A 24,850-nucleotide genomic window follows, 5' to 3' on the forward strand; every position below is an offset into this window, starting at 1 on the left:
TGTTGATCAGCCCTCGGCGAACTCGCGCAAGACCTTGCCATCCATGCGATAGCGCACCCATTCTTCCTGGGGTTGCGCACCGAGGGATTTGTAGAAATCGATCGCCGGGGTGTTCCAGTCGAGCACGCTCCATTCGAAGCGGCCGCAGTCGTTGTCGCAGGCGATTTTCGCCAGATGGCGCAACAAGGTTTTGCCGGCACCGCCGCCGCGTTGATCCGGGGTGATGTAGAGGTCTTCGAGGTACAGGCAGTTGCTGCCCAGCCAGGTCGAGTAGCTGAAGAAGAACACGGCGAAACCGATCGGCAGCCCGTCGCGCAGGCAGATCAGACCGTGGGCGGTGGCGCCTTCGCCGAACAGACTGCGCTCGATGTCGGCAACGCTGGCGATGACTTCGTGGCGGGCCTTTTCGAAATCGGCGAGTTCAGTGATGAAGGCGAGGATTTGCGGGGCATCGCTGGGGGTCGCCGGGCGGATTTCGATCGTCATGGACGGGCCTTGTCGGAAAAAGGAAAACGCCATACTAAGGTGGTGAGCGGCGCTCGTCACATGGCAAAACACACACTACCCTGCGCAATGTTGCAAACACTGCAGTTCCCTGTGGGAGCGAGCCTGCTCGCGAAAGCGGACTGTCAGTGACATTGCGGTGACTGATACTGCCTCTTCGCGAGCAGGCTCGCTCCCACAGGAACTGAGACAATCTGAAAGGATGCTTATGAACTTAGATAGTTTTACGCCCGTGGCGGCACTGGCAGCAGAGTTACTGCCGTACGCATTGGAGCCGTCCGACGACGGCGCCCACGACCTCGCCCACTTGCAGCGCGTCTGGCACAACGTGCGTACGCTGCATGAAGAAGAAGGCGGTGATCTGGAGGTGCTACTCGCTGCGGTGCTCCTGCACGATTGCGTGGCTGTCGAGAAAAACTCGCCACTGCGCGCGCAAGCCTCGCGTCTGGCGGCAGAAAAGGCTTCATCGGTGCTCGCCGAAATGACCTGGCCCAGCGAAAAAATCACGGCCGTCGCCCACGCCATCGAAGCCCACAGTTTCTCCGCCAACATCACTCCGCGCACCCTCGAAGCGAAAATCGTCCAGGACGCCGACCGCCTCGACTCACTGGGCATGCTCGGTGTCGCCCGAACCTTTTACATCGCCGGACGCATGGGTTCGGCGCTGTACGACCCGCAGGATCCCGAAGCGAAACAACGCAGTTACGATGACACGCGTTTTTGCCTCGATCATTTCCAGACCAAGCTGCTGCACCTCGCCGACGGTTTCCAGACAGACGCTGGCCAGCGTCTGGCGCAGGTCCGTCATCAACGCCTGAAAGGTTTCATGGAACAATTCAAGGAAGAGATCGGCATTGCCTGAGCGTTACTCCGGCGCGCAGCGATCCTGACTTCGCCAACCTCAGACCTAATCCGCCGGCCCGCCGTGCTAAACAGATGACGCTGAATTTTTCCGGTCAAGGAACCGCGTCATGTCGCAAGCAATCCCCAAGGTATCGAGCAAGCTGTTCGGCCTTTTCTGCCTCGCCAGTTATCTGTTGTCGTTGTCCTACGGTTCGACATTTTTGCTGTCGCTGCTGATCGGTTCACGCGGCGGCAATGAGCACGATGCGGGGCGTGTGATTTCGGCGGCGATGGTCAGTACGTTTGTCGCGGTGCTGGTGTCCGGGCATTTGTCGGACTGGCTCGGGGCGGCGCGTTCGATTGCAGTGTTCGGGCTGTTGCTGGTGGCGGCGAGCCTAGGTTTTGCGCTGACACCGGGGTTCGGTCATTTGCTGCTGTTTTTCGGTTTGTTGTTGGGATTGGGCTGGGGCGTTTTTTACACCTTGGGACCGATTATCGTTGCCAGCCTGGTGACGCCGGCGCAGCGGGCCAAATATTTCGCCTTGCTGTCCGGCAGCATGATGACCGGCATCGGCAGCGGGCCATTACTGGGTCGTGCGGCGAGTGCATTGGGGTTGCCGGTGACCTCGGCATTTTATCTGGCGGCGCTGGCAAGCCTGATCGGGGTGCTGCTGCTCTGGCAGCTTGGCGCAAAACTGAAAAGTACCCAAGCCACAACCGCGGCAAGAATCACCTGGCAGACGACCACTCAAGTGCTCGGTTCACGCGCCCTGTTTCCGATCATCATGGTCGGTCTCGGCGGTTGCGTATTCGGTGGCCTGTCGAGTTTTCAGACAAGTTATGCCGCCGCCCTTTCGCTGGATTATTCGTTGTTCTTTCTCGGTTTCATGAGTGCCGCGATCAGCAGTCGGATGCTGATCTCGGGATATGTCGTCAAGCGTGATCCATTACGCGCATCGTGCCTGCTGTCGGGACTGATGCTGGGTTCGATTGTGCTGTTCGCGTTCGGTGTGCACAGCGGATTCAGCTATCTGTTGGCGGCGCTGATGCTCGGCGTCGGTTATGGCCTGACCTATTCGGTGATCAACGGCCTCGCCGCCAACGAAGCACCGGCCGGCACCACATCGCAGGCGTTGTTGCTGTTCAGTCTTTCGTACTTCATCGGCGTATTCGGCTTCCCGTTATTGGCCGGGAAAATCATCGTCGAGCACGGCATGAGCACGCTGCTTTTGACGGTATTGCTCGTCGCGTTGGCCAACTGGCTGATCACCCTTGGCCGCTTGCTCTGGCGACGGATCAGTCTGAAATCGGCGCAGGCAATCCAGACCGTTCGTCGTTCATCAGGCACCAATTCGATCAGCAGGCAGACCAACGACAGGTAAGGATTCCAATCACTGGAGATGCCCTATGATCCCGTCAAGGTTGACTGCTTTCGTATTCAGCGCCCTACTCTGTCCTGCGGTATTCGCCGCTTCAACCACAGCAGCAGGCACCGGTCCTACCGATCCGGTTCCCTCACCTCGTGCCCCAGCCATCAACAGTGCCCCCGGCATGAATACCGATGGTTCTGGCGTGCCCCTGATCAATCAGCCACCGGCCACCGGAACGGATCCGCGCACACAAGGCAGTGACCCGGGACGCCAGGGCGGCATGAATACACCCGACTCCCCCGCCACACCTGACAACGCCGGGCCCGGCGTTGGCTCGAAAACCACCACCGGTGGTTCGGGCTCCGAAGGATCCGGTCAGTAGTTCGCCGACGCGAGCGTCCTATTCACATCCATGAAGAGGTACCCATGAACGTCGATAAAAACCTGGAAAAAGAAGTCCTCACCCGCCTGCTGCATGCCCATCCGAGTGGTCTGGGCAAGGAGGTGCTGGACAATTACCGGGGCGAGAAAGTCGTGGCCAGCGCCCTCGCCGCCCTGCAGGATCGCGGATTGATTCACCATGGTCATGTGACCTGCAACGAGGCCGGCGAACATTCGTTGAACCTGCCGATCAAGCTCAGTGCCGCCGGCGTTGAGGCGGCGCGCAAGCTGGATCTGCAGTAGTCCTGCGGTCGCTCGTTGCCGATGCGGCGAGCGGCCAATTCAAGTTTTGACTTGAGGCTGATGGCCTAATCGCTGGCAAGCCAGCTCCCACAGGAACCGGGGTGTACACAAATGTGTGTTCACCAAAAAAACTTGTGGGAGCTGGCTTGCCAGCGATGGCGGTAGATCAGGCGCCGCCGGAGTCGCGGAAAAACGCATCCACTTCAGTCGCACCCGGTGAAGTCGCCGGCCCCCAGCGCGTCACCGCCAGCGCCGCTGCAGCATTCGCCCGCCGCGCTGCTTCATGGGCAGACAAGCCCTGCGCCAATCCGGCGACGAACACCCCGGCATGGGCATCACCGGCGCCATTGCTGTCCACGGCTTTCACGACAAACCCCGGCACATGCCGACGCTCGTTGGCCTGTTGAATCCAGCAACCCTGCGGCCCGTCGCGCACCACCATCAACACCTCGTTGGGCAGATGCTCAGCGAGACGATCCAGCGCCACGCCAATATCCTCAGCGCCGGTAAACCGCAGCGCTTCAACACTGTTGCTGGTCCACACATCGATGCGCGGCAGCAACGCTTTCATCAGCGGCGAGTCCGGTGATTCAACCAACGGGCCCGGATCGAACACCACGTTGATTGTCGCCGGCAACGCCAATGTCCAATCGAGCAACGCCTGCGCCTTACCCTCGTGGAACAGGCTGTAGCCGCTCAGATAAACGTAATCGCCCGCCTCGGCCGCGACGCTGTTCAGATCCTCTTCAGTCACTTCACCTTCAGCGCCGATATATGAAATAAAGCTGCGCTCGGCCGACGCATCGGTCAGCGCCACACACAAACCGGTGTCTTTCATTGCGGGTTCGGTGATGCCGATGTGAATCCCCTCGGCATTCATCGCCTGACGCGCCAGATCGCCGAAACGTCCGGTGCCATGCCGGCCAAGATAAACCACCGGCAAGCCATTACGTACCGCCGCTGCCATTACATTGAAACCGCCACCGGCTTCGAAACCGGCCGACTGCGCGAGCACGTCACCGCCAATCTGCGGCAGTTTATCCACGGCCATGACCAGGTCGATGATGACCTGGCCGGTGTGCAACATCTTAGGCATGAGCATTCTCGGTTGGCGCGGCGCGGCGATCTTTCGCCCCGCCCAGTACACAGTAAATCCCACCAGCGACGACGAAGGTCACAATCCAGCCGAGGCCGTTGTGGCCCAGCCACGAATCAGACAGAAAGCCTTTGAACCAGACGTTCTCGGCAGTGGTGCCGATGGTGGTGAAGCTGAAGCCGAGGACGATGGCAATCGCCCAGGCGCCGAATGCACGCCACTCGATGCCGCCGCGATACCAATAAGCGCTGCTCGGGCTGACGTCGAGCAGGTCTTTCGGGCTGTAGTAGTGACGGTGAATCAAGTCGACGACAAAGATCCCGACCCACGCGGTGATCGGCACCGCCAGCAGGGAAATGAAGGTAATGAACGGACCGTAGAAGCTGTCGGCGATCAGCATGAAGTAAATCGAACCAGCGAAGATCGCCACGATGTCGACCACCACCGCGTAGACGCGTTTGACCTTCAGGCCGAGGGTCAACGTGGTCAAGCCGGCGGAGTACACCGACAGGTTGTTCGACAGCAACAGGCCACCGAATGCGGTGATCAGGTACGGCACCGCCATCCAGGTTGGCAGCATGTCGCGGATTGCCACGATCGGGTCAGTCGCCGAAGCAAGATCGTTATTGCCCACCGACAGCAAACCGCCGAGGGTGATCAGCAACACCAGCGGAATCCCCGCACCGAATGCAGCGGACGCAACCAGACGCACAGCCTTGACGCTGCGATGCTGATAGCGCGACATGTCGGCGCCAGCATTGGCCCAACCAATCCCGGTGCCGGCAGCCATGGTGCCGATACCGATGATCATTGCGCTCATCGGCGCGGGCGTGGCGTTGAACACCGCGCTCCAGTCGATGGTTGCGCAGAGGAAGCCACCGACCAGAATGTTCAGCGCACCGAAGACGTAGGTCGCCCACTTCTGAATCACCAGCAAGGTCGCATGGCCGAGGCCGGACACCGACAGGGTCAGCAGAACGAAAATGGCGATGAAGATCAGCGTCAGTATCGGCGCGCTTTTCGCTTCGACCGGCGAGCCGAACAGGATCGAGCACAACGACAGCAGCACGAATGCCGCCGTGGTGGTGTTGACCGTTTCCCAGCCCAGACGCGACATCAGCGAGACCAGTGTCGGGCCGATATTGCCGCGCACGCCGAAGATCGCTCGCGACAACGTCAGGCTCGGTGCGCGGCCACGACGGCCGGCAATCGAGATGATCCCGACCACGGCAAACGAACCGGCGGCACCGATGATTGCGACGATGATTGCCTGCCAGATCGCCAACCCGCGAAACGCGACCAACGTGGCACCCAGCGGCAGACCGAGGATGGAGATGTTGGCAGCGAACCAGACCCAGAACAGTTGCAGCGGATGGCCGTTGCACTCGGCTTCCGGCACCGGCTCGATGCCGCGGGTTTCCAGTTGCCCGGCGCTTTGCCCGGCGGATGATGAACTCATGAAGGTGCTCCTGTTTGCCTTTTTTGTGGTTGTGGCAATGATGCAAAACGACAAGACATCGCGGCCTTCCTCGGCCTGTCTGCGCGATCCATTGCGGGTTGAAAATTCGAAAATTGCGCTGCGCCTATCGCTGGCAAGCCAGCTCCCACAGGGATCGGGGGTGTACACAAAAGTGTGTTCACAGCAAAAACCTGTGGGAGCTGGCTTGCCAGCGATGGCGTCAGTTCAATCAGCGCAAAGCCAACAGCCCCTGCACCAACGGCTCAAGCTCCAGATGATTAACGGCCTTCACCGTCTCGATCATCGCGCCAGGCCAACACTCAAGACCCAGGCAGGCCCCCAGCATCGCCCCGAGAATCGCCGCGATGGTGTCAGTGTCGCCGCCCAGACTCGCCGCCATGCACAGCGCATCGAACGCACTCATCTCACCGACGGCCACTTGCTGCGCCAGTGCGAACGAGACCACCACCGACTCCTGCGACGCCACCGAAGTGCCGATCACGTCGTAGAGCAGATCGGCCAGTAAAGCCTTGTCGCTATCAACACTGATGGTGCGCGCCCAACTGATCCGCGAGGCAATACGCCCACCGGCGACCCAGTGCCCGTGCGCCTCGGCTTGCTGAGCGATGTGCTGACCAAGGTTCAGCGCCTCGCCCAAGTCCACGCCATTGATGCCAGCAGACACTACCGCCGCTACCGCCGCCGCACTGGAAATCCCCAGCGTGGTGTTGTGAGTGACTTGGCAAGCTTGTACCACTGCCGCAATAAAGCGCTCAGGATCGGCAACATCTGCCGCGATCCCAACCGGCGTGATGCGCATCGCCGCGCCGTTGGTGGTGCCGTAACGTCCGGCTTCTTCCGGCGAATGGCCGGCGAGAATCATTTCAATGGCGCGCTTGGTCGACGGCCCGAGCAAATCCTGCGAGCCCTTGGCCTGCATCTCGGCTTCCCACTCGATCAAGCGTTGCGCGAGGATCGCCGGCTCGATGCGGCCCTTGCCTTCGATCAGCAACTCGCCGACCAGAATCGCCTGTTCGGTGTCGTCGGTGATCGAACCTTTGGGCATGTTCGCGGCGATCGGTTGCAACGGACCGGCGTCCTGCAGATCGGTGATCTGGCCGAAACGGGTCTTGATGGTTTCGCGGTTCAGCGATTGCGTCGGCATGCCCAGCGCATCACCGAGGGCCAGGCCATAGAAAGCGCCGAGGGCACGGTTGAGCGCGGTCATTTCGATTCTCCAAATTGCAGGTGCAAACGGAAATGCACCGGGTCGAGCAGGCTTTCGACCAGCTCCATGAAACGGTTCTGGCGGTCGTAGGTAGTGCGCAGCGCTTTGAGGAAAACGGTGCCGACCGGGCGCCCGAGCAGTTCAGCATCTTCGGCATTCAGCGGCTCGGCGCCGATCCATTGATCGCCGCGCTCGCCGATGTAGCCGTACGCGGCCAGGGTGATGGTCAGGGAGTTGTCGATCAGGCCGACGCGCGGCAGGCTTTCCAGGCCGCCAGTCGCTGGCATCAAAGAGCGTTCGAGGGACACCAGCGTACCTTCGTTGGAGCGGCGGCGACGGTCGAGGGTGATGAATTGGTCAGTGCCAAACCGCGATAGCAGGTCTGGCCGGGTCACGGCTTCCAGGCGCAGCACTTCGGTGTTGATCATCGCCCCGCTATCGGCCAAGGCCTGTGCCCAGCCGCTGCGCTGGTCGAGGGCGACACCGTCGAAAGTGACGATGGAACCGACGCCGCTTTGCGTGGCGATGTAGTTACGCCGTTTCAGTTCGGCCAGCGCTTCGCGCAGCGTGCCTCGGCTGACTTGGAATTCTTGAGCCAACTGATGCTCGCCGGGCAACAGAAAGCCGTCCTCCATGAGGCCGCTCTCGATGCGCCGGACGAGTTCGTCGACCACCCGTTGTTTCTTGTCAAATCGTACCTGTCTAATCATGTACAAATTGATACCCGAAACGGGTGCGGGCGGGCAAGGAAAATTTGGGGATAGTGACGAAAGGCGGGAGAATCAAAAGCCCCTCACCCTAGCCCTCTCCCGGGGGGAGAGGGGACTGAATGGGGGATATTTGGGAGATACATCGACCTGAAAGTGCTTCACCGAATCCACAATCCAACCGAAAGTGCTTTGCCGAATCCATAGTCGACGAGAACTTTCAGGTCGACGGATTACGCAAGACACCTCGGTCGGCCCCCTCTCCCTCTGGGAGAGGGCTGGGGTGAGGGGCTCTTGATTTTTAGCGTTGTTTGAGGCGGTCGATCACCACCGCCAGCAAAAGGATCGAACCACGGATAACGTATTGGTAGAAGGTATCAATGTTCTTCAGGTTCATCGCATTCTCGATGATCGCCAAAATCAACACCCCGGCAATCACATGCCGGATCATGCCGATCCCGCCGCTCAACGACACCCCGCCCAACACGCAAGCCGAGATCACCGTCAGTTCAAAACCCTGACCAATCATCGGCTGCCCCGAGGTCATCCGCGACGCCAGAATCACCCCGGCCAACGCACCAATCACCCCATGCACGGCGAAGATAATGATCTTGGTCCGATCAACATTCACACCCGCGAGCAACGCCGCTTCCTGGTTGCCACCGATGGCCATGGTGTTGCGTCCGTAGGTGGTGTAATTCAGCAGCCAGCCAAAAAACAGAAAGCAGACGATGGTGATCAGAATCGGCACCGGCACGCCAAACAGCTGGCCGTTACCGAAGACGAAGAATGATTCCTGCGACACGCCCACCGCTTTGCCGTTGGCAAAAATGTACGCCAGACCGCGAACAATCTGCATGGTCGCCAACGTCGTGATCAAGGCGTTGACCCGCAACTTGGCGATCACGATCCCATTGATCAGCCCGACAATCAGGCCCATTACCAACGCCGCGCTGACACCGAGAAACACGCTGTTGGTGTCGCGCATCACCACCGCCGCGACCACGCCGGCGCAGGCAATCACCGAGCCCACCGACAAGTCGAAGTGCCCCGACGCCAGGCAGTACAACATCGTGCACGCGGCGATCCCGGTGGTGGAAATCGCCAGGCCCAGGCCACGCATGTTCAGCGGCGAAAGGAAGTTGTCGATCAGCAGCGTGCAGGCAATGAAAATGCCGATCGCCGCCAGCAGCATGACCCAGTCATCGAGGAAGCGGCGCATGTCCAAAGGTTTGCGCTCTTTGGGCAGGGTTTCGTTTTGGGTTGTCATCATAGTCACCTCTCAGTTCGCCACGCCGTCAGCGCGGTGGCGCGGCAAAGCCATTTGCAGCAGGTTGGATTCATTGGCCTGGTCACGGCTGATTTCGCCGCGCAGAGCGCCTTCACAGAGCACCAGAATGCGGTCGGAAATGCCCATCACTTCCATCAGGTCGCTGGACACCACGATCACTGAAATGCCCTCGGCAGCGAGGTTATGGATGATCTGGTAGATCTCCGCTTTCGCACCGATATCGATGCCGCGCGTCGGTTCGTCGAGCAACAGGACCTTCATCGGCATCGACAGCCAGCGACCGAGAATGGCCTTCTGCTGATTGCCGCCGGACAGAAATTTGATCTGCTGACCGGCATGCGGGGTTTTCACCTTCAGCGCCTTGATCTGTTTGTCGGCGTTGCCCTTTTCCCACAAACCGCGAATCAGGCAACCGAGGCCAGAGTTGGCGCCGCGGGCACTGATGTTGATGTTCTCGGCAACGCTGGCGAGCGGGATGATGCCCTCCTTCTTGCGATCTTCCGGGCACAGCAGAACCCCGGCGGCAATCGCATCGCGCGGTGAGCGCAACTTCAGTTCGTGACCGCGCAGTTCGAGGCGTCCGGCCGTCATGCGCTCAAGGCCACTGAGCAGGCGAAACAGCTCGGTGCGCCCTGCCCCGACCAGTCCGAACAAGCCAAGGATTTCGCCTTTGTGCGCCTCGAAACTGATCGGCTCGCGCAGGCCCGGGCCGAGCAGGCCGGCGACCTTCAGCGCGACGGCGCCGCGTGGACGATGGCGGTAATCGTAGATGTCCTGAATGTCGCGCCCGACCATGCAGGTCACCAGTTGATCGTGGGTCAACTGGCTCATGTCGTCGAAGGTGCGCACGTAGCGACCGTCCTTGAACACCGTCACCGCGTCGCAGATGCGGAACACTTCTTCCATGCGATGCGAAACGTAAAGCACGACTTTGCCTTCGTCACGCAGGCGCCCGATGATCGCCATCAAGCGGTCGATCTCACGGGCCGAGAGGCTGCTGGTCGGTTCGTCGAAAGCGATCACATGGGCGCCGCGCGACAGCGCTTTGGCGATTTCCACCAGTTGTCGCTGGCCGAGAGACAAGCGTCCGACCTTGGTTTGCGGATCGATTTCATCCGCCAGACCTTTCAGGCAATTCAACGCTTGCTGGCGCAGGGCACCGCGATTGATCAAACCGAAACTGGCCGGCAGATGGCCGAGAAACAGGTTTTCGGCGACGGTCATTTCCGGCACCAGATGCAGCTCCTGGTGAATCACCGCGACGCCGCTGCCGATACTGTCAGCCGTCGACTTGAACGCCATGGTCTGCTCGCCGATCTGCAACTCGCCACTGCTCGGGATGTAAGCGCCGCCGAGGATTTTCAGCAGGGTCGATTTGCCGGCGCCGTTCTCGCCCATCAAGGCATGAACCTGGCCGGGATGGGCGACAAAGCTGATTGCGTCCAGCGCTTTCACGCCAGGAAAGGTTTTGCCGATCCCGTTGAAGCGCAGGCTGCCGCCGGAGCTGTGTTGTTGTGTTTGTACTTGCGCGTGCATAAAGCCACCTCTTCACACCGAAAAACGGCCCGGCTGCCCGGGCCGTCGCTGCATCAGTTCCACAAGCCGATTTTTTCCAGCTCTTGCTTGAAGTTCTCGCGGGTGATCAGGGTGACGTCGTCCATGGCGGTGTACTTCGGCGGTTCTTTGCCGGTGGTGACCCACTCGAACATCATCTCTGCGGTTTTGTAGCCTTCGATGTGCGGGCTTGGCAGCATCGAGCCAAAGAAACCGCTGTTAGGCTTTTTCAGCTCGCCGATGGCGTCGGTGCCGTTGATGCCGATGCCGATCACGTTGGCGGCGGCGAAACCGGCCGCTTCAGTGGCGCGCACACCGCCGAGCACGGTGTTGTCGTTCATGCCGCCGATGATCAGGTTTTTTGCGCCGCTCGGCAGTTTCACCAAAGCCGAGTTGGTGGCGTCCATGCTGCCCGGTACATCGAGGGTTTTCAGTGCGGCGAACAGAATGTGATCTTTCGGCATGCCGGCGTCTTCAAGGGATTTCACCGAGCCGTCGGTGCGTTTCTTGCCGGTGTCGAGTTCGTTGTAGGTGTTGACCACCGCGTAGGTGTCTTTCCAGTCCCAGTTACGCTTCTTCGCTTCGGCGACCATGGCATTGCCCTGCTTCTGGCCGACTTCGAACGCGGCCATGCCCAGGTACGGCACGTCTTCCATGAACTTGCCGTTGGCGTCGACAAAGCGGTCGTCGACGGCAATCACTTTCAGGTCATTGAGTTTGGCTTTGGCCATGATCGCCGGGCCGAGCGAGACATCCGGCGGGCAGATCACGAAGCCTTTGGCGCCGTTGGCCGCCAGACTGTCGATCGCCGAGAGGGTTTTCTCGCCATCCGGCACGGCGATCTTGATCAGTTCGAAGCCCTTGTCCTTGGCGGCTTTCTCGGCGAAGGCCCACTCGGTCTGGAACCACGGTTCTTCAGCCTGTTTCACCAGAAAACCGATTTTCACAGTATCGGCAGCGAGCAGCGCACTGCTCAGGCTGAACGCGGTGACCGCCAGAGCGGTACTGCACAGGGTACGAATCCCGAAACGACGTTTCATAAGCTGACTCCTTGTTATTTTTTTTGAGCAATGTTTGAAAAACGTTAAAGCGTGTTCCTGCAAAATCTTCTGACAATAGTCATATCGTATGATGATTGGATTGCAAACGGATTTATCCGCGTGAAAGCCACTGTGCTCAGTCGTGGTACATCACCGAGCGACCACCATCGATGGTGATGCATGATGCATTGATGAACGGTGCTTCATCGCTGGCCAGAAACACCGCCGTCATCGCCACTTCGAGCGGCTGACCGATGCGTTTCGGCGGGTGCAGATCGAAGGCGCGCTGACGCTCGGCGTGCGGGTTGGCGAAACCGTTCCAGTAATCGACGTTCAGTTGCGTTTCGATATAGCCCGGGGCGATGGCGTTGACGCGAATGCCTTTCGCGGCGTACTCGATGCCAAGTGCGCGGGTCAGGCCGAGCAAACCGTGTTTGGCCACCGGGTACGGGAAGCAGCCGGGAATGATGTGGCTGGAATGGGTCGACGCGATATTGATGATGCTGCCAATGCCCTGTTCGATCATCTGCGGCAGTACCGCTTTACAACCGAACCAGGCACCGTCCAGATCGATGGCGAAACAACGATGCCAGTCTTCTTCGGTCATTTGCAGCGGATCGCGGAACACATTGACCCCGGCGCAGTTGACCAGCACATCGATGCGCCCGTGTAGCGCAACGGCGCGTTTGGCCATGGCGTGCAGATCAGGCTGATGCGAGACATCCGCCTTCAGCGCTTGCACATCGTAACCCTGCTCACGCCAATGGCCGGCAACCTGCTCGACTTTCTCGGCCTGGATATCACTGATAACCAGTTTCGCTTGCTGCGAAGCGAAGGCCGCGACGATGGCTTCGCCGATACCTTGCGCGGCGCCGGTCAGCAGCACGACCTTGTTTTTCAGACGCTCGCCCTTCGGCGGTGCGGGCACCGGCGGCAGGGAAAGAGGTTCAGCCATGGATCAGGACTCCTGTTTCGCAGGCACAAAAAAACCGGGCATCTGCCGATGTCCGGTCTGGAAGGCGGTTTGAACGAAACAGGCAGGCGCGGCCGACGGCATCGAGCCGTTGCGAGACGCGGACTCCACGCGGGAGTGCGATAGACATTCGCTGCATCACTTCACCTGTTTTGTTCTTTTTAAGTGTGAGTGCGTGTTACTGCTGGAGCCGACTATAAACCCGACCGCCGAATAATCTCAATATATAATTTTGCATCCCATATTTTGGGATTTAATCCGCAAACCGCGTACAGAGTTTTCCTGCAACATCCACGCGCATCGACAGCACTGCGCCATCCAATGGATGGTTGTGCGGGCTCTGGGCGCTGGTGATGAACAGGGTTTTCAGGTCTTCACCGCCGAATACACAACTGGTCGGGCGGCTGACAGGCAGATCGATTTTGCGCTCGACCTTGCCATCAGGTGTCAGCCGCAGCAGGCAACTGCCGTCCCAACGGGCATTCCAGATGTAGCCTTCGGCGTCCATTGCTGAACCGTCCGGGCCACCCTGCTGGTCGGGGCCGTACCAGACTTGCGCAGCATCAAGGTTGCCGTCGGCGTGAATAAAATAGCGATACAGCGTGTCATCGAGACTGTCACCGAACAGGACTGTGGTGCCGTCGTCGCTCCACAGCAGCGTGTTGGGAATGCCCAGGCCGCGCAGCAATGGCGTGACACGTTTATCCGGATCAATGCGGAACAGGCCACCGGAACGACGGGTGATCGGCAGATCTTCGCCGTTCTCGCCGATGTTGTTTTGCATAGTGCCGAGCCACAAACGACCCTGGCCATCGCAGCGCGCTTCGTTGGGGCGATTGCCGGGTTGCGGGTCGGCGACGCAGAACAGCGTCAGTCGCGGTTCGAGGCCTGGGGAGTCGAGATCGAGGCGATAGACGCCGCTACTCAGGGTCACCAGTGCGTCACCGCTGGCGCAGGGGATGAACGCGGAAACGTGTTCAGGCATCTGCCAGATCTGTACGTTCTGACCGATCAAGCGCAGCGCCTGTTTGCCGGCGATATCGACCCAGTACAACGCCTGGGTCGGCGCGTCCCAGAACGGGCCTTCACCGAGTTGAGCGCGGTGTTGGGTCAGGGCGGTCCACGGCATATAACGGTCTCCATTGTTCTTGTTTTAACTGTAGGAGTGAGCCTGCTCGCGATCGCGGTGGACCAGTCGAAGCTACTTTGCCTGATACGACGCTATCGCGAGCAGGCTCACTCCTACAGTGGATCTGTGTATTCAGCTGGCTTTTTTGTCGGCCATGACTTTCGGGTAGAAGCGTTTGATCGCCAAGTCCGCGTTGTCGATCAGGGTCATGCACGCCCACACGCCGCGCGCAGAATCGCGGGCGGCGATGGCATCGGCCATGTCCTTGTGGATGGGTAGCGTACGGCGCAGTTCATCCGGGTCAGCGGCGGAGACTTCGAACGACACCGCCAGCAATGCGCCGAGGGCCGGGACCATTTGTTCGATGAATTGATTGTGGCTGGCGGCGAGAATGCATTCGTGGAAGAACTGGTCGGCGCGGTTGTAATCGGTGCCGCTGTCGACCGCGCGCTCGAGGGCGTTATAGGCCAGTTGCACCGCTTCGATCTGGTCCAGCGTCGCCCGCTCGCAAGCCCAGCGCACGGCCATCGGTTCGATAGTGCGGCGCAGGTCGAGCAAGTCATCGACAAAGTTTTCCGGCAGCCCGTTGCGCGACAGCCAACCGACGACTTGCGGATCAAACAGGTTCCAGCGCCGCACCGGCAATACGCGCGTGCCGACTTTCGGCCCGACTTCGAGCATGCCTTTGGCGACGAGGGTTTTGATTGCTTCGCGGATCACGGTGCGGCTGACACCGAGCTGTTCGCCCAGATCGGCCTCGACTTTGATGGTCTGCCCGGGTTTGACTTGGCCAGCGGCGATCCAGCTGCCGAGCCAGTCGACCGTCGACGCGTGAAAGCTGATGGACATGAACACCTCAAAGCGGATCGCGATGGGTGATTAAGCTAATCATCATATGATTAGGTGTCAACGACAAAAAAAGATCGCAGCCTTCGGCAGCTCCTACAGATGTACGCCATGTAGGAGCTGCCGAAGGCTGCGATCTTTTAAGGTTCGAGGCCGATGCGGAAGAACTCGCCGCCACTCCACACACCGAGCCAACGCTGCCCGTCGATTTCGCGGCTGACCGCCAGTTCCACCAGTTGATAGAACACATTTCGGTGGATCAGCGCTTCAAGGTTGGTACGCACATGCACGTAAGGCGCGGGTTCTTGCGTTGTCGGATCAATCTCGACGCGGATCGGATGCTCCGGCCCGGCCTCGGCGGTTTCCTCGACGTTAGTGGTGAAGCGCAACAGCTGCGCCTCGCCCTCGCCTTCAACCTCGACCGCAATCGCCACGAACGGCGCATCATCAACCTTGATCCCGACCTTCTCGACTGGCGTGATCAGGAAATAATCATCGCCGTCGCGGCGCATGATCGTGGAGAACAATTTGACCATCGGCTTACGCCCGATCGGCGTGCCCAGGTAATACCAGGTGCCGTCGCGGGCGATGCGCATGTCGATGTCGCCGCAGAAGTCCGGGTTCCACAAGTGCACCGGCGGCAAGCCTTTGGTTTTCGGGATCTGTCCCAACAGGTCATTGGCTTTTTGCGGGCCACTCATGGCGTTCTCCTTGAATTATTGGTCGCCGACTCCCAACAGGCTGCGCGCGTACTGTGCCAGCGGCGGGCCGATCAGGTCTTCGGGCTTGCTGTCGTGGAACGTCAGTAAACCGCCACGACTCTTGATCCGTGCAGTATCAATCAAATACTGGGTGCTGGTCTCGATCAACATGATCTGAATCACGCCGCCGTCGATGCCAAGGCGATCAACCGCTTCTTCATCGAGCCATTCATCGGAGTTGCCGATGCGGTCGTCAGCCTTGGCGAAGCGGGTGTACAGCAGATAGTGCGCGCCAGCATCGCGAGCTTCGCCCATCGCCTGATCGAGGCCCTCCGGCGCACGGGCACGGCGGACCATCGGGAAGTATTCGACGAAGCCTTTGAAGGCTTCTTCTGCCACAACGTTCGGCCGCGGGTAAGAACCACCCGGCGGTGCGAACGCGCCTTGAGCGATGTAGATAAACGAGTCCGGCTGAATGCGGAAGTTGTTCACGCGGCGGCTATCGCTGTGGTCCAGCAAGCCTGCGTCGCTCATTTGGTAGCGAGTGCCTTCGGCCATATCGCTGACAGTCATACAGCCGCCAAGCGCCAAAACGGCCAGCAGCAAAACCAGGCTACGCATCCTATTCCTCCAGAGGCCGGTGACGGAAAACCGGCGAATGGCCGTTGGATGCAGCTTTTGCGCCAGCTCGGGATTTTTGACAAATGATGGATCGCCTTCGCGAGCAAGCTCACTCCCACATTTGGAATGCGTTCAACCTGTGGGAGCTAGCCTGCTAGCGATGAGGGAAGTTCAGCCGCCGATAATCTTCATGACGGTAGCACCGCCCGAGAACGCCACTTCCTGTTTATCGCCCAACGCTTTGACCAGCAAACGCTGAAGCGCCGGCAGTGCCTGATGACGCGGCTTGTCGAGCAGATCACCAACATAGTGGCGGTTGCTCGACGACAGGCAGCCATGCAGCCAACCGGTCGACGACAAGCGCAACCGCGAGCACGTCCGGCAGAACGGCACGCTTTCGTTGGCGATCACCCCAAAGTTGCCAAAACCGGGAATTGCGTAACGCACGGCGGTGGCGTCTACGGGCGCATCGGTTTGTGCGTACTCATAACGTTCGCCAATCAGCTCCAACAGCTGCTGCAGACTGACAAACTGTTGCAGGAACGCATTGTTGTCCTTGGCTAGGTGGCCCATGCGCATCAATTCGATGAAGCGCAGTTCGTATCCGCGTTCCAGGCAGTAATCGAGCAGCGGCATGACCTGATCGAGGTTCTGCCCGCGCAACGGCACCATGTTGACCTTGATCTTCATCCCCGCCGCTTTCGCCTGATCCATGCCATCCAGCACGGTGGCCAGATCGCCGCCACGGGCGATGCTGCGGAAAGCACCGGCGTCGAGGGTATCGAGGGACACGTTGATCCGACGCAGACCGGCATCTACCAGCAACGGGAGTTTCTTCGCGAGGAGTTGACCGTTGGTGGTCAGGCTGATGTCTTCCAGGCCCATCTTGCCGACAGCGGTCATGAACGATTCGAGCTTGGGGCTGACCAGCGGCTCGCCGCCAGTGATGCGCAGCCGTTCGATGCCGGCGGCTTCGATCAGATACGCCACGCCACGCGCCATGGCCTCAGCCGACAGCTCATCCTGCGCAGCCACCAACCGCTTGCCGTTAGGCACGCAGTAGGTACACGCGTAATTGCAGGCTGAAGTCAGACTGATCCGCAAATTGCGAAAACGCCTGCCTTGACGGTCAACGATCATGATCACTCCGGCGAAAGAATTTCGAGCCGCTAAAACTTGACTCACAAATCAAGTTTTAGCAAGCCCTATGCCTGAGTATATTCCTGCGGTACTGCGTCATGTAGCTAAATCATGGCGCAATAAGGCAGCTGAATGGCTCAGCTGCTTGGGGTTTCCGGATCACGCTTGCGCTTGTTGCCCATGCGCACGCCGATGTCCATCAAGAACTGGAAGAAACCTTCCTGATCTTCCAGCACATTGCTCCAGAACGGCGAGTGATACAGCGCGACAGCGCCGTGCACCAGCGCCCAGGACGCGCAGTAGTGGAAGTACGGCGGCACGTCTTCGAGCTTGCCTTCGCTGATGCGCCCTTTGATCAGCAGGGTCAGGCGTTCGAAGTTCGAGGCACGAATCTTGTGCAGCTCCTCGACCATTTCCGGCACCTGATTGCCTTTTACGACCTTCTCTTCGAGACGGTCGAACAGGCGATAGCGCTGCGGGTCGCGCATGCGGAATTCGAAGTAGGCGCGGGACAGTGCTTCCTTGTCCTTGTCGACATCGGCCGAATGCAGCAGCTCGTTCAAATCGCGCTCGTAATCGAGCATCAGGCGCAGATAGATCTCGGCCTTGGATTTGAAGTGCTTGTAGATCGTGCCTTTGCCGATACCCACGGCATCAGCAATCATCTCGACGGTGACACTGTCTTCACCTTGGTCGAGGAACAGCTTGAGCGCGGTATCGAGAATTTCTTGCTCGCGGCGACGAAACTCACGGACCTTACGAGGTTCTTTGTGCATAAGAAAAGGTCTGAAGGGTCAAAATTCGAAGCCGCGTATTATGCCTAACTTGCGCAAAAATGCACGGATCATCCGACCATATCTGTGTTTCTTGTTCATTTTGAGAACGTTTTGGGCGCAATGAGAACTCAACTGAAGCGAACGTATTCCAAATTTGTTTAAAAACCCCGACCGGCTAACTGGACTGCACGCCAGACTGATCAATACTTGAACTGTCGGGCGACATCTCCCCCAAGTGTCGCGCCGATAAAGGTACCAAGGGACCGCGTGCCTTTGTTTTACTCCTAATGGTCTTAACCCGGATTCACCCCCCAGAACCCGGGTTTTTTTTGCCTGCGATTTAACGCTTGGCGCAGCTACCTGCACATCACAACTGTAGGAGCTGCCGCAGGCTGCGATCTTTTGCCTTTGCCTGTCAAAATCAAGATCAAAAGATCGCAGCCTTCGGCAGCTCCTACACGGCAGATTTAACGGAGGCCAGCGGGAACAGACGCTTGAAGTTCTCGGTGGTCTGCTCGGCAAAACGCTCGTAGTTCTCACCGCGCAGCATCGCCAGAAACTCCGCCACTTCGCGCACGTACTGCGGCAGATTGGGCTTGCCGCGATAAGGTATCGGCGCCAGATACGGCGAGTCGGTCTCCACCAGCAGACGATCCGCCGGGACCTTGCTCGCGACATCACGCAACGCATCGGCATTGCGGAATGTGACAATGCCCGACAAGGAAATGTAATAACCCATGTCCAGTGCAGCCTTGGCCATGTCCCAGTCTTCGGTGAAGCAATGCAGCACACCGGCCTGCGGCAACGCCGCTTCGCGCAGCAACTCAAGGGTGTCGGCACGGGCGCCACGGGTGTGGATGATCACCGGTTTGCCGGTGTGCTGCGCCGCTTGCAGGTGCAGACGGAATGACTCTTGCTGCAGCTCGGCCGCTTCCGGCTCGTAGTGATAATCCAGACCGGTTTCACCGATCGCCACCACTTTCGGGTGGTTGAGTTCGTGCAGCAGCCAGTCCAGCGCTGGGGCTGCGCCGGGTTGCACATCGAGCGGATGCACGCCAACCGAACAATCAACGTCGTCATAACGCTCAGCCAGGGCTTTGACGTCAGCGGCGTTGTCCGCACTCACGCCGATACACAGGAAGTGCCCTACTCCGCGCCCACGGGCCGCATCCAGTGCGGCATCCAGCGAGCCGTCATGGGCGGCGAGGTCAAGGCGATCAAGGTGACAATGGGAATCTACAAGCATAAAAAAACGGCTACTTACATCGTATGAGTGGGACGGTCGGATTTAAGCGCTCCGGCCAGATGGGTTTCGATGCGACTGCGCGCGGTATTGTCGCCATCGTTGAACTGTACGCCGACGCCGGCAGCGCGATTGCCTTGCGCCCCTTTCGGGGTGATCCACGCGACCTTGCCAGCCACCGGGATCTTCTCGGCCTCGTCCATCAGGTTGAGCAGCATGAACACCTCATCGCCCAGCCTGTAACTCTTGTTGGTCGGGATGAACAAGCCACCGTTCTTGATGAACGGCATGTAGGCGGCGTAGAGCACTGACTTGTCCTTGATGGTCAGGGACAAAATGCCGTTGCGCGGCCCCGGGCTGACGGGTTCATTCATGTTGACCTCCACTGCTGATGTTCAGAGTCTAGGTACACATTCTTATCTTTGACCAGGCAATCCCGCCCATTGCACCAACAACGCTTCCAGCAGCAAGGCCGGATTGAGGTTGGCCTTGCTCAGGACTTTCTGGCGCTGGGCGAGGATCCAGTCCTGAATATCGAGGACTTTACCTTGCGCACTTTTCTGCGCCAGGTACTGTACGACCTTGCGCATGTCGGTCAGGCCGAGGCCGGCTTCATCCTGAGTCAGCTGATAACGCAGGATCAGACTCGACCAATCGCAGAACCAGTCGAACAGACGCAGCATCGGAATGCTTTTCCATTCTTCGGCCAGTTGCGTCGGCGACTGCTGCTGCTTGAGCAGTTTTTTCACGCCTTCGACTACTTGTGCACGCTGCTCGCGCACGCCCTGAGACTGCAGACTGACCGCCATCAACGGCGAGCCGGCCGCCAGCGTCAGCAATTCGACACGTTCGTCTTCGGAGCAATCCGGCAACGCCTGAGCCAGCCATTGCAGGCTCATCGCTTCGCCGGGCAGCGGACAGGCCTGTTGCACGCAGCGGCTCTTGATCGTCGGCAGCAAACGGCTGGTCTGATGGCTGACCAACAGCAACACGGTATCGCCGGACGGTTCTTCAAGGCTCTTGAGCAAGGCGTTGGCAGCGTTGATGTTCATCGCCTCGACTGGCTCGATCAGCACCACTTTGCGCCCGCCAAGCTGTGCGGTCTGCACCACGAAGCTGACCAGATCACGCACCTGATCAACCTTGATCGCCTTGTCGGCTTCTTCCGGTTCGAGGATGTAATTATCCGGGTGACTACCGGCCTTGAGCAGCAGGCAGGATTTGCACTCGCCGCAAGCTTCCGGCGTCGGCCGCTGGCACAACAGGCTGGCCATCAAGCGTTCGGCCAACGCGCGCTTGCCGATGCCGGCCGGGCCATGCAGCAGATAGGCGTGTGCGTGCTGCTTACGCCCGGCCAGTTGCTGCCAGAGGCTGTCCTGCCACGGGTAGGCCTCAGCCACGGGCCAGCTCCAGCAGATTCGGAATCAGGGTATCCAGCGATTGTTGAACCTTGGCCAATGGCTGACCGGCATCGATGCGCACATAGCGCGCAGGATCGGCTTCGGCACGTTTGAGGAAAGCGCTACGCACGGCCTCGAAAAAAGCCCGACCTTCCAATTCAAAACGATCCAGACGACCGCGGGCACTGGCGCGGGCCAGACCGATTTCCACCGGCAGATCAAAAATCAGCGTCAGGTCCGGGCGCAGATCACCTTGCACAAAGGTTTCCAGCGCGGCGATGCGCTCCAGTGACAAGCCGCGACCGCCGCCCTGATAGGCGTAAGTGGAATCGGTAAAGCGATCGCACAGGACCACCGCGCCTCGGGCCATGGCCGGGCGAATCACTTCGGCCAGATGCTGGGCACGTGCGGCGAATACCAGCAACAGTTCGGCATCCGGATTCATGACTTCGTCGGCCGGCGCCAGCAGCACCTCGCGAATTCGCTCGGCCAGCGGCGTGCCACCGGGCTCACGGGTCAGCACCACTTCGATACCGGCGGCGCGCAGGCGCTCGGCGAGGTATTCGCGGTTGGTGCTTTTGCCGGCGCCTTCCGGGCCTTCCAGGGTAATAAACAAGCCAGTCACAGGCAGTCCTTAATCAAAGTCATTGCGTGTTTTGTGGGGCGGCGGCTTCTGGAGTCGGCGCTGGCTCCTGTGGTGCCACCTGTGGCACCGACTCCGGTGTTACATCCGGAGATGCCGCAGGAATCGCATCCTCGGCAGCGGGAGCCGCTTCAGGCGTTTGCGCCGGCGCAGGGCTGGAGCGGTAATCGGCACGGCGCTTGAGCTGGTACTCACGCACCGCATTGTTATGTGCATCGAGATCGTCAGAGAACACATGACTACCGTCACCACGCGCAACAAAGTACAGGCTGGTACCGTCTACCGGGTTCAATGCGGCGTGAATCGCTTCGCGGCCAACCATCGCGATCGGCGTCGGCGGCAAGCCGGGGATCACGTAAGTGTTATACGCCGTCGGCTCTTTCAGATGCGCGCGGGTCAACTTACCGGTATAGCGATCGCCCAGACCATAGATGACGGTCGGATCGGTCTGCAGTTGCATGCCCAAGGCCAAGCGACGCACAAAGACACCGGCAATCTGCCCACGCTCCTGCGGCACGCCGGTTTCCTTCTCGACCAGCGACGCCATGATCAGCGCTTGATAAGGTTCGGTGTACGGCACATCGGCAGAACGACTTTCCCATTCTTTCGCCAGCACTTCATCAAGGCGATCAAAGGCTTTCTTCAACAACTCAGCATCGGACATGCCGCGCACAAAGCGGTAGGTATCAGGGAAGAAACGGCCTTCCGGGAACAACCCTTTATGACCAATCTTCGCCATGACGTCGCTGTCGCTCAAACCGTTCAGGGTCTGCTCGACCTTGTCATCCTTGGCCAACGCCGCGCGCACCTGATGGAAATTCCAGCCCTCGACCAGCGTCAGGCTGTACTGCACCACTTCACCACGCTTCCACAAGTCGATCAGACCGTTGACGGTCATCCCCGGCTGCATGCGGTATTCACCGCTGTGGATCGGTGTACCGGCGAGGTTGAAGCGCCAATAGACGCGCAGCCAGAAGGCGTCCTTGATGACGCCATCGGTTTCAAGTGAAAGGAAAGTACGGGTCGGTGTCGAGCCTTTCGGCACATCCAGCAGCTCTTCCTGCGTGATGTTCAGCGGCTGCTCCAGTGCGGAGTGAATCTTCCAGGCGCTAGCGCCCAGCAACAGCCCTGCCAGAACCAGTCCGGTTTCCAGCAGCAGCAAAAGTTTACGTCTCACAAATCAGGCATCCAGTAGGGCGCGGGCAATGGTTTGCAGTTTACGGGTGAGCGGGCCAACCGGCCAGCTCAGTGCAGCACAGGCGCGTACCGGCCAGACACCATAAACACTGTTGCAGACAAACACTTCATCAGCCCATTGCAGCTGTTCGAGGCTGATATCGGCGATTTGCGTGGGGATGGCCAATGACTCGGCCTGAAACAATATTTCGGCGCGCATCACCCCGGCGACACCGCAACGCTTGAGGTCCGGCGTTATCAGCACACCGTCGCTTACCAGAAACAGATTGCTGAACACGCCCTCGATCACTCGACCGACCTGATCCAGCATCAAGCCTTCGGCGTGCTCGCTGTCCTGCCATTCGGCACGGGCGAGAACCTGCTCCAATCGATTGAGATGTTTGAGTCCGGCGAGAAGCGGCTGTTTGGACAGTCGCGTGTTGCAGGGAAACAGGCGAACGCCTTGTTCAGCATGCACAGCAGGATAAGTCGCCGCAGGATTGCCTTGCAGAATGCGTCGGCCCGGCGCCGCCGGGTCGGGCGCATAACCGCGCAAACCGTCGCCACGGCTGAGGATGAGCTTGAGCACGCCCTCGCCCATCGCTGCTGCATAACTCAGCAGCTCATGGCGAATCAGCTCGATATCGGCCGCAATGGCCAGACGCGAACAGCCATCGGCCAGACGCGTCAGGTGCCGATCCAGCAGGATCGGCTGGCCGCTACGCACAGCGATAGTCTCGAACAGACCATCACCGTAAGCCAGGCCGCGATCTTTCAGCGACAGAGCGTCAGCCGGTTGACCGTCGACCCAACTGTCCATCAGCCTGCGAACCGGCGGAATGCCAAGGTGCCATTGGTGCCGCCAAAACCGAAGGAGTTGGACAGCACGACATCGATGTCCATGTTGCGCGCGGTGTGCGGCACAAAATCGAGATCGCAGCCTTCATCCGGCTCATCGAGGTTGATGGTCGGCGGTGCGACCTGGCTGTTGATCGCCAGCACGCTGAAGATCGCCTCGACTGCGCCCGCCGCACCCAACAGGTGACCGGTCATCGATTTGGTCGAGCTGACTGCCAGCTTATAGGCGTGGTCACCGAACACCGACTTGATCGCGTTGGCTTCGGCGAGGTCGCCGGCCGGGGTCGAAGTGCCGTGGGCGTTGATGTACTGCACTTGATCGACGTTGATCTTCGCATCGCGCAACGCATTGGTGATGCAGCGTGCCGCACCGGCACCGTCGGCGGGTGGCGAAGTCATGTGGAACGCATCGCCACTGGTGCCGAAGCCGATCAGCTCGGCGTAGATGGTCGCGCCACGCGCCTTGGCGTGCTCCAGTTCTTCGAGAACCAGTGCACCGGCACCGTCGGAAAGGACGAAGCCATCACGGCCCTTGTCCCATGGACGGCTGGCACGGGTTGGCTCGTCGTTGCGGGTCGACAGTGCACGGGACGCGCCGAAGCCGCCCATGCCCAGACCGCATGCAGCCATTTCGGCACCGCCGGCGATCATCACGTCGGCTTCGTCGTACATGATGTTGCGCGCCGCCATGCCGATGCAGTGCGTACCGGTGGTACACGCCGTGGCGATGGCGTAGTTAGGTCCCTGTGCGCCCAGGTGGATGGACAGGAAACCGGAAATCATATTGATGATCGAGCCTGGCACGAAGAATGGCGAGATTCGACGCGGACCCGTCTCATGCAGAGTACGGCTGGTTTCTTCGATGTTGGTCAGACCGCCGATACCCGAACCCATGGCCACGCCAATGCGTTCACGGTTGGCGTCGGTGACTTCCAGACCGGCGTTGCGCACGGCTTGAAAGCCTGCGGCGAGGCCGTACTGAATGAACAGGTCGAGCTTGCGCGCTTCCTTGACCGACAGGTATTCCTCGACATTGAAGCCCTTTACCGAGCCGCCAAAGCGGGTGGAATAGGCAGAAAGGTCGGTGTGTTCGATCAGACCAATGCCACTGCGGCCAGCCAGAATGCCCTGCCAACTGCTCGGCACATCCGTGCCCAGTGGCGACAACATACCCATACCGGTGACTACGACGCGTCTACGCGACACAGCACTCTCCTTTTTCAAATGACGATTTTGCATCAGGCCTAAAGAAAAAACCGCACGCCATGATGGCAGTGCGGTTTTTCCATGACAGCAAACAACGATTACAAACTATTACGCCTGGTGGCTAGTAACGTAGTCGATTGCAGCTTGTACAGTAGTGATCTTTTCAGCTTCTTCGTCAGGGATTTCGGTCTCGAATTCCTCTTCCAGAGCCATCACCAGCTCAACGGTGTCAAGGGAGTCGGCACCCAGGTCTTCAACGAAGGAAGCAGTGTTGACCACTTCTTCTTCTTTAACACCCAGTTGCTCGGCAACGATTTTCTTGACGCGCTCTTCGATGGTGCTCATACCTTGTTTTCACTCCT

General features: G+C 59.5%; 27 protein-coding genes. 4 read left to right on the forward strand and 23 right to left on the reverse strand.

Translation table 11 applies throughout. The annotated features are described in order from the left end of the window. Window positions 1–6: 6 nt before the first annotated feature. Window positions 7–486 carry a GNAT family N-acetyltransferase gene (locus AC3IUF_RS21665; protein ID WP_123375482.1) on the reverse strand — a complete coding sequence of 160 codons (480 nt, stop codon included), beginning with the start codon at window positions 484–486 and terminating at the stop codon, window positions 7–9. Window positions 487–712: 226 nt separating this feature from the next. Between AC3IUF_RS21665 and AC3IUF_RS21670 the strand changes: the two genes are divergently transcribed. From AC3IUF_RS21670 to AC3IUF_RS21685, 4 genes are all read left to right on the forward strand, one after another. Next, window positions 713–1,366, forward strand: a complete 654-nt coding sequence (locus tag AC3IUF_RS21670; RefSeq protein WP_463543506.1) for an HD domain-containing protein — start codon at window positions 713–715, stop codon at window positions 1,364–1,366. Between the two features lie 109 nt (window positions 1,367–1,475). Further along, window positions 1,476–2,729: an MFS transporter gene (locus AC3IUF_RS21675; RefSeq protein WP_489279273.1), complete on the forward strand. Its 1,254-nt coding sequence runs from the start codon at window positions 1,476–1,478 to the stop codon at window positions 2,727–2,729. A gap of 25 nt (window positions 2,730–2,754) precedes the next feature. Continuing rightward, entirely contained in the window at window positions 2,755–3,099 is a 345-nt protein-coding gene (locus AC3IUF_RS21680) for a hypothetical protein (protein ID WP_489279274.1), read from the forward strand. A gap of 44 nt (window positions 3,100–3,143) precedes the next feature. Then, entirely contained in the window at window positions 3,144–3,401 is a 258-nt protein-coding gene (locus AC3IUF_RS21685; protein WP_016986009.1) for a hypothetical protein, read from the forward strand. A gap of 166 nt (window positions 3,402–3,567) precedes the next feature. On the opposite strand, the gene AC3IUF_RS21690 is transcribed toward AC3IUF_RS21685, so the two are convergent. The 22 genes from AC3IUF_RS21690 to acpP form a co-directional block, all read right to left on the reverse strand. Next, entirely contained in the window at window positions 3,568–4,497 is a 930-nt protein-coding gene (locus AC3IUF_RS21690; RefSeq protein ID WP_489279276.1) for a PfkB family carbohydrate kinase, read from the reverse strand. After that, entirely contained in the window at window positions 4,490–5,956 is a 1,467-nt protein-coding gene (locus AC3IUF_RS21695) for a purine-cytosine permease family protein (protein WP_489279277.1), read from the reverse strand. The genes AC3IUF_RS21690 and AC3IUF_RS21695 overlap by 8 nt, the downstream gene beginning before the upstream one ends. Window positions 5,957–6,185: 229 nt before the next feature. Next, window positions 6,186–7,184: an ADP-ribosylglycohydrolase family protein gene (locus AC3IUF_RS21700; protein WP_489279279.1), complete on the reverse strand. Its 999-nt coding sequence runs from the start codon at window positions 7,182–7,184 to the stop codon at window positions 6,186–6,188. Continuing rightward, a complete protein-coding gene (locus AC3IUF_RS21705; RefSeq protein WP_007908297.1) occupies window positions 7,181–7,894 on the reverse strand; it encodes a GntR family transcriptional regulator in 714 nt (237 codons plus the stop codon). The genes AC3IUF_RS21700 and AC3IUF_RS21705 overlap by 4 nt, the downstream gene beginning before the upstream one ends. A gap of 298 nt (window positions 7,895–8,192) precedes the next feature. Further along, window positions 8,193–9,161: an L-arabinose ABC transporter permease AraH gene (gene araH / locus AC3IUF_RS21710; protein ID WP_042704903.1), complete on the reverse strand. Its 969-nt coding sequence runs from the start codon at window positions 9,159–9,161 to the stop codon at window positions 8,193–8,195. Between the two features lie 12 nt (window positions 9,162–9,173). Then, the gene (gene araG / locus AC3IUF_RS21715) at window positions 9,174–10,718 is read right to left on the reverse strand and encodes an L-arabinose ABC transporter ATP-binding protein AraG (RefSeq protein WP_007908292.1); all 1,545 of its coding nucleotides are present in this window, start codon (window positions 10,716–10,718) and stop codon (window positions 9,174–9,176) included. 53 nt (window positions 10,719–10,771) lie between these two features. Next, the gene (locus tag AC3IUF_RS21720; protein ID WP_007908290.1) at window positions 10,772–11,776 is read right to left on the reverse strand and encodes a substrate-binding domain-containing protein; all 1,005 of its coding nucleotides are present in this window, start codon (window positions 11,774–11,776) and stop codon (window positions 10,772–10,774) included. Between the two features lie 136 nt (window positions 11,777–11,912). Continuing rightward, the gene (locus AC3IUF_RS21725) at window positions 11,913–12,731 is read right to left on the reverse strand and encodes an SDR family oxidoreductase (protein WP_007908288.1); all 819 of its coding nucleotides are present in this window, start codon (window positions 12,729–12,731) and stop codon (window positions 11,913–11,915) included. Window positions 12,732–13,002: 271 nt separating this feature from the next. Then, window positions 13,003–13,878 (reverse strand): SMP-30/gluconolactonase/LRE family protein, encoded by an 876-nt coding sequence (locus AC3IUF_RS21730; RefSeq protein ID WP_007908286.1) that lies wholly within the window; start codon window positions 13,876–13,878, stop codon window positions 13,003–13,005. Between the two features lie 132 nt (window positions 13,879–14,010). Beyond that, on the reverse strand, window positions 14,011–14,727 hold the full coding sequence (locus tag AC3IUF_RS21735) for a FadR/GntR family transcriptional regulator (protein ID WP_489279282.1): 717 nt from the start codon (window positions 14,725–14,727) through the stop codon (window positions 14,011–14,013). A gap of 137 nt (window positions 14,728–14,864) precedes the next feature. Beyond that, window positions 14,865–15,425, reverse strand: coding sequence for a DUF1285 domain-containing protein (locus AC3IUF_RS21740; RefSeq protein ID WP_095112887.1), 561 nt, complete (start codon window positions 15,423–15,425; stop codon window positions 14,865–14,867). Window positions 15,426–15,440: 15 nt separating this feature from the next. Beyond that, on the reverse strand, window positions 15,441–16,046 hold the full coding sequence (locus tag AC3IUF_RS21745; RefSeq protein ID WP_007908280.1) for a DUF4823 domain-containing protein: 606 nt from the start codon (window positions 16,044–16,046) through the stop codon (window positions 15,441–15,443). A gap of 171 nt (window positions 16,047–16,217) precedes the next feature. Beyond that, a complete protein-coding gene (locus tag AC3IUF_RS21750; RefSeq protein ID WP_095112886.1) occupies window positions 16,218–17,186 on the reverse strand; it encodes a GTP 3',8-cyclase MoaA in 969 nt (322 codons plus the stop codon). A 137-nt stretch (window positions 17,187–17,323) separates the two neighbouring features. Then, complete coding sequence (locus AC3IUF_RS21755) at window positions 17,324–17,962, reverse strand: TetR/AcrR family transcriptional regulator (RefSeq protein WP_007908276.1); 639 nt, start codon at window positions 17,960–17,962, stop codon at window positions 17,324–17,326. A 454-nt stretch (window positions 17,963–18,416) separates the two neighbouring features. Then, on the reverse strand, window positions 18,417–19,208 hold the full coding sequence (locus tag AC3IUF_RS21760; RefSeq protein WP_007908274.1) for a TatD family hydrolase: 792 nt from the start codon (window positions 19,206–19,208) through the stop codon (window positions 18,417–18,419). Between the two features lie 14 nt (window positions 19,209–19,222). Beyond that, window positions 19,223–19,579: a PilZ domain-containing protein gene (locus AC3IUF_RS21765; protein ID WP_007908272.1), complete on the reverse strand. Its 357-nt coding sequence runs from the start codon at window positions 19,577–19,579 to the stop codon at window positions 19,223–19,225. Window positions 19,580–19,621: 42 nt separating this feature from the next. Next, window positions 19,622–20,605: a DNA polymerase III subunit delta' gene (locus AC3IUF_RS21770; RefSeq protein ID WP_463543511.1), complete on the reverse strand. Its 984-nt coding sequence runs from the start codon at window positions 20,603–20,605 to the stop codon at window positions 19,622–19,624. Further along, the gene (gene tmk, locus AC3IUF_RS21775; protein ID WP_007908268.1) at window positions 20,598–21,230 is read right to left on the reverse strand and encodes a dTMP kinase; all 633 of its coding nucleotides are present in this window, start codon (window positions 21,228–21,230) and stop codon (window positions 20,598–20,600) included. Before tmk ends, AC3IUF_RS21770 begins: the two co-directional genes overlap by 8 nt. 19 nt (window positions 21,231–21,249) lie before the next feature. Further along, on the reverse strand, window positions 21,250–22,425 hold the full coding sequence (mltG, locus tag AC3IUF_RS21780; protein ID WP_414916867.1) for an endolytic transglycosylase MltG: 1,176 nt from the start codon (window positions 22,423–22,425) through the stop codon (window positions 21,250–21,252). Between the two features lie 3 nt (window positions 22,426–22,428). Beyond that, a complete protein-coding gene (gene pabC, locus AC3IUF_RS21785) occupies window positions 22,429–23,244 on the reverse strand; it encodes an aminodeoxychorismate lyase (protein WP_007908266.1) in 816 nt (271 codons plus the stop codon). Further along, window positions 23,244–24,488 carry a beta-ketoacyl-ACP synthase II gene (fabF, locus tag AC3IUF_RS21790; RefSeq protein ID WP_007908259.1) on the reverse strand — a complete coding sequence of 415 codons (1,245 nt, stop codon included), beginning with the start codon at window positions 24,486–24,488 and terminating at the stop codon, window positions 23,244–23,246. The genes pabC and fabF overlap by 1 nt, the downstream gene beginning before the upstream one ends. A 108-nt stretch (window positions 24,489–24,596) precedes the next feature. Then, on the reverse strand, window positions 24,597–24,833 hold the full coding sequence (gene acpP / locus AC3IUF_RS21795) for an acyl carrier protein (RefSeq protein ID WP_003175607.1): 237 nt from the start codon (window positions 24,831–24,833) through the stop codon (window positions 24,597–24,599). Window positions 24,834–24,850 lie beyond the last annotated feature (17 nt).

This window comes from Pseudomonas sp. KH_040, from assembly GCF_057839305.1.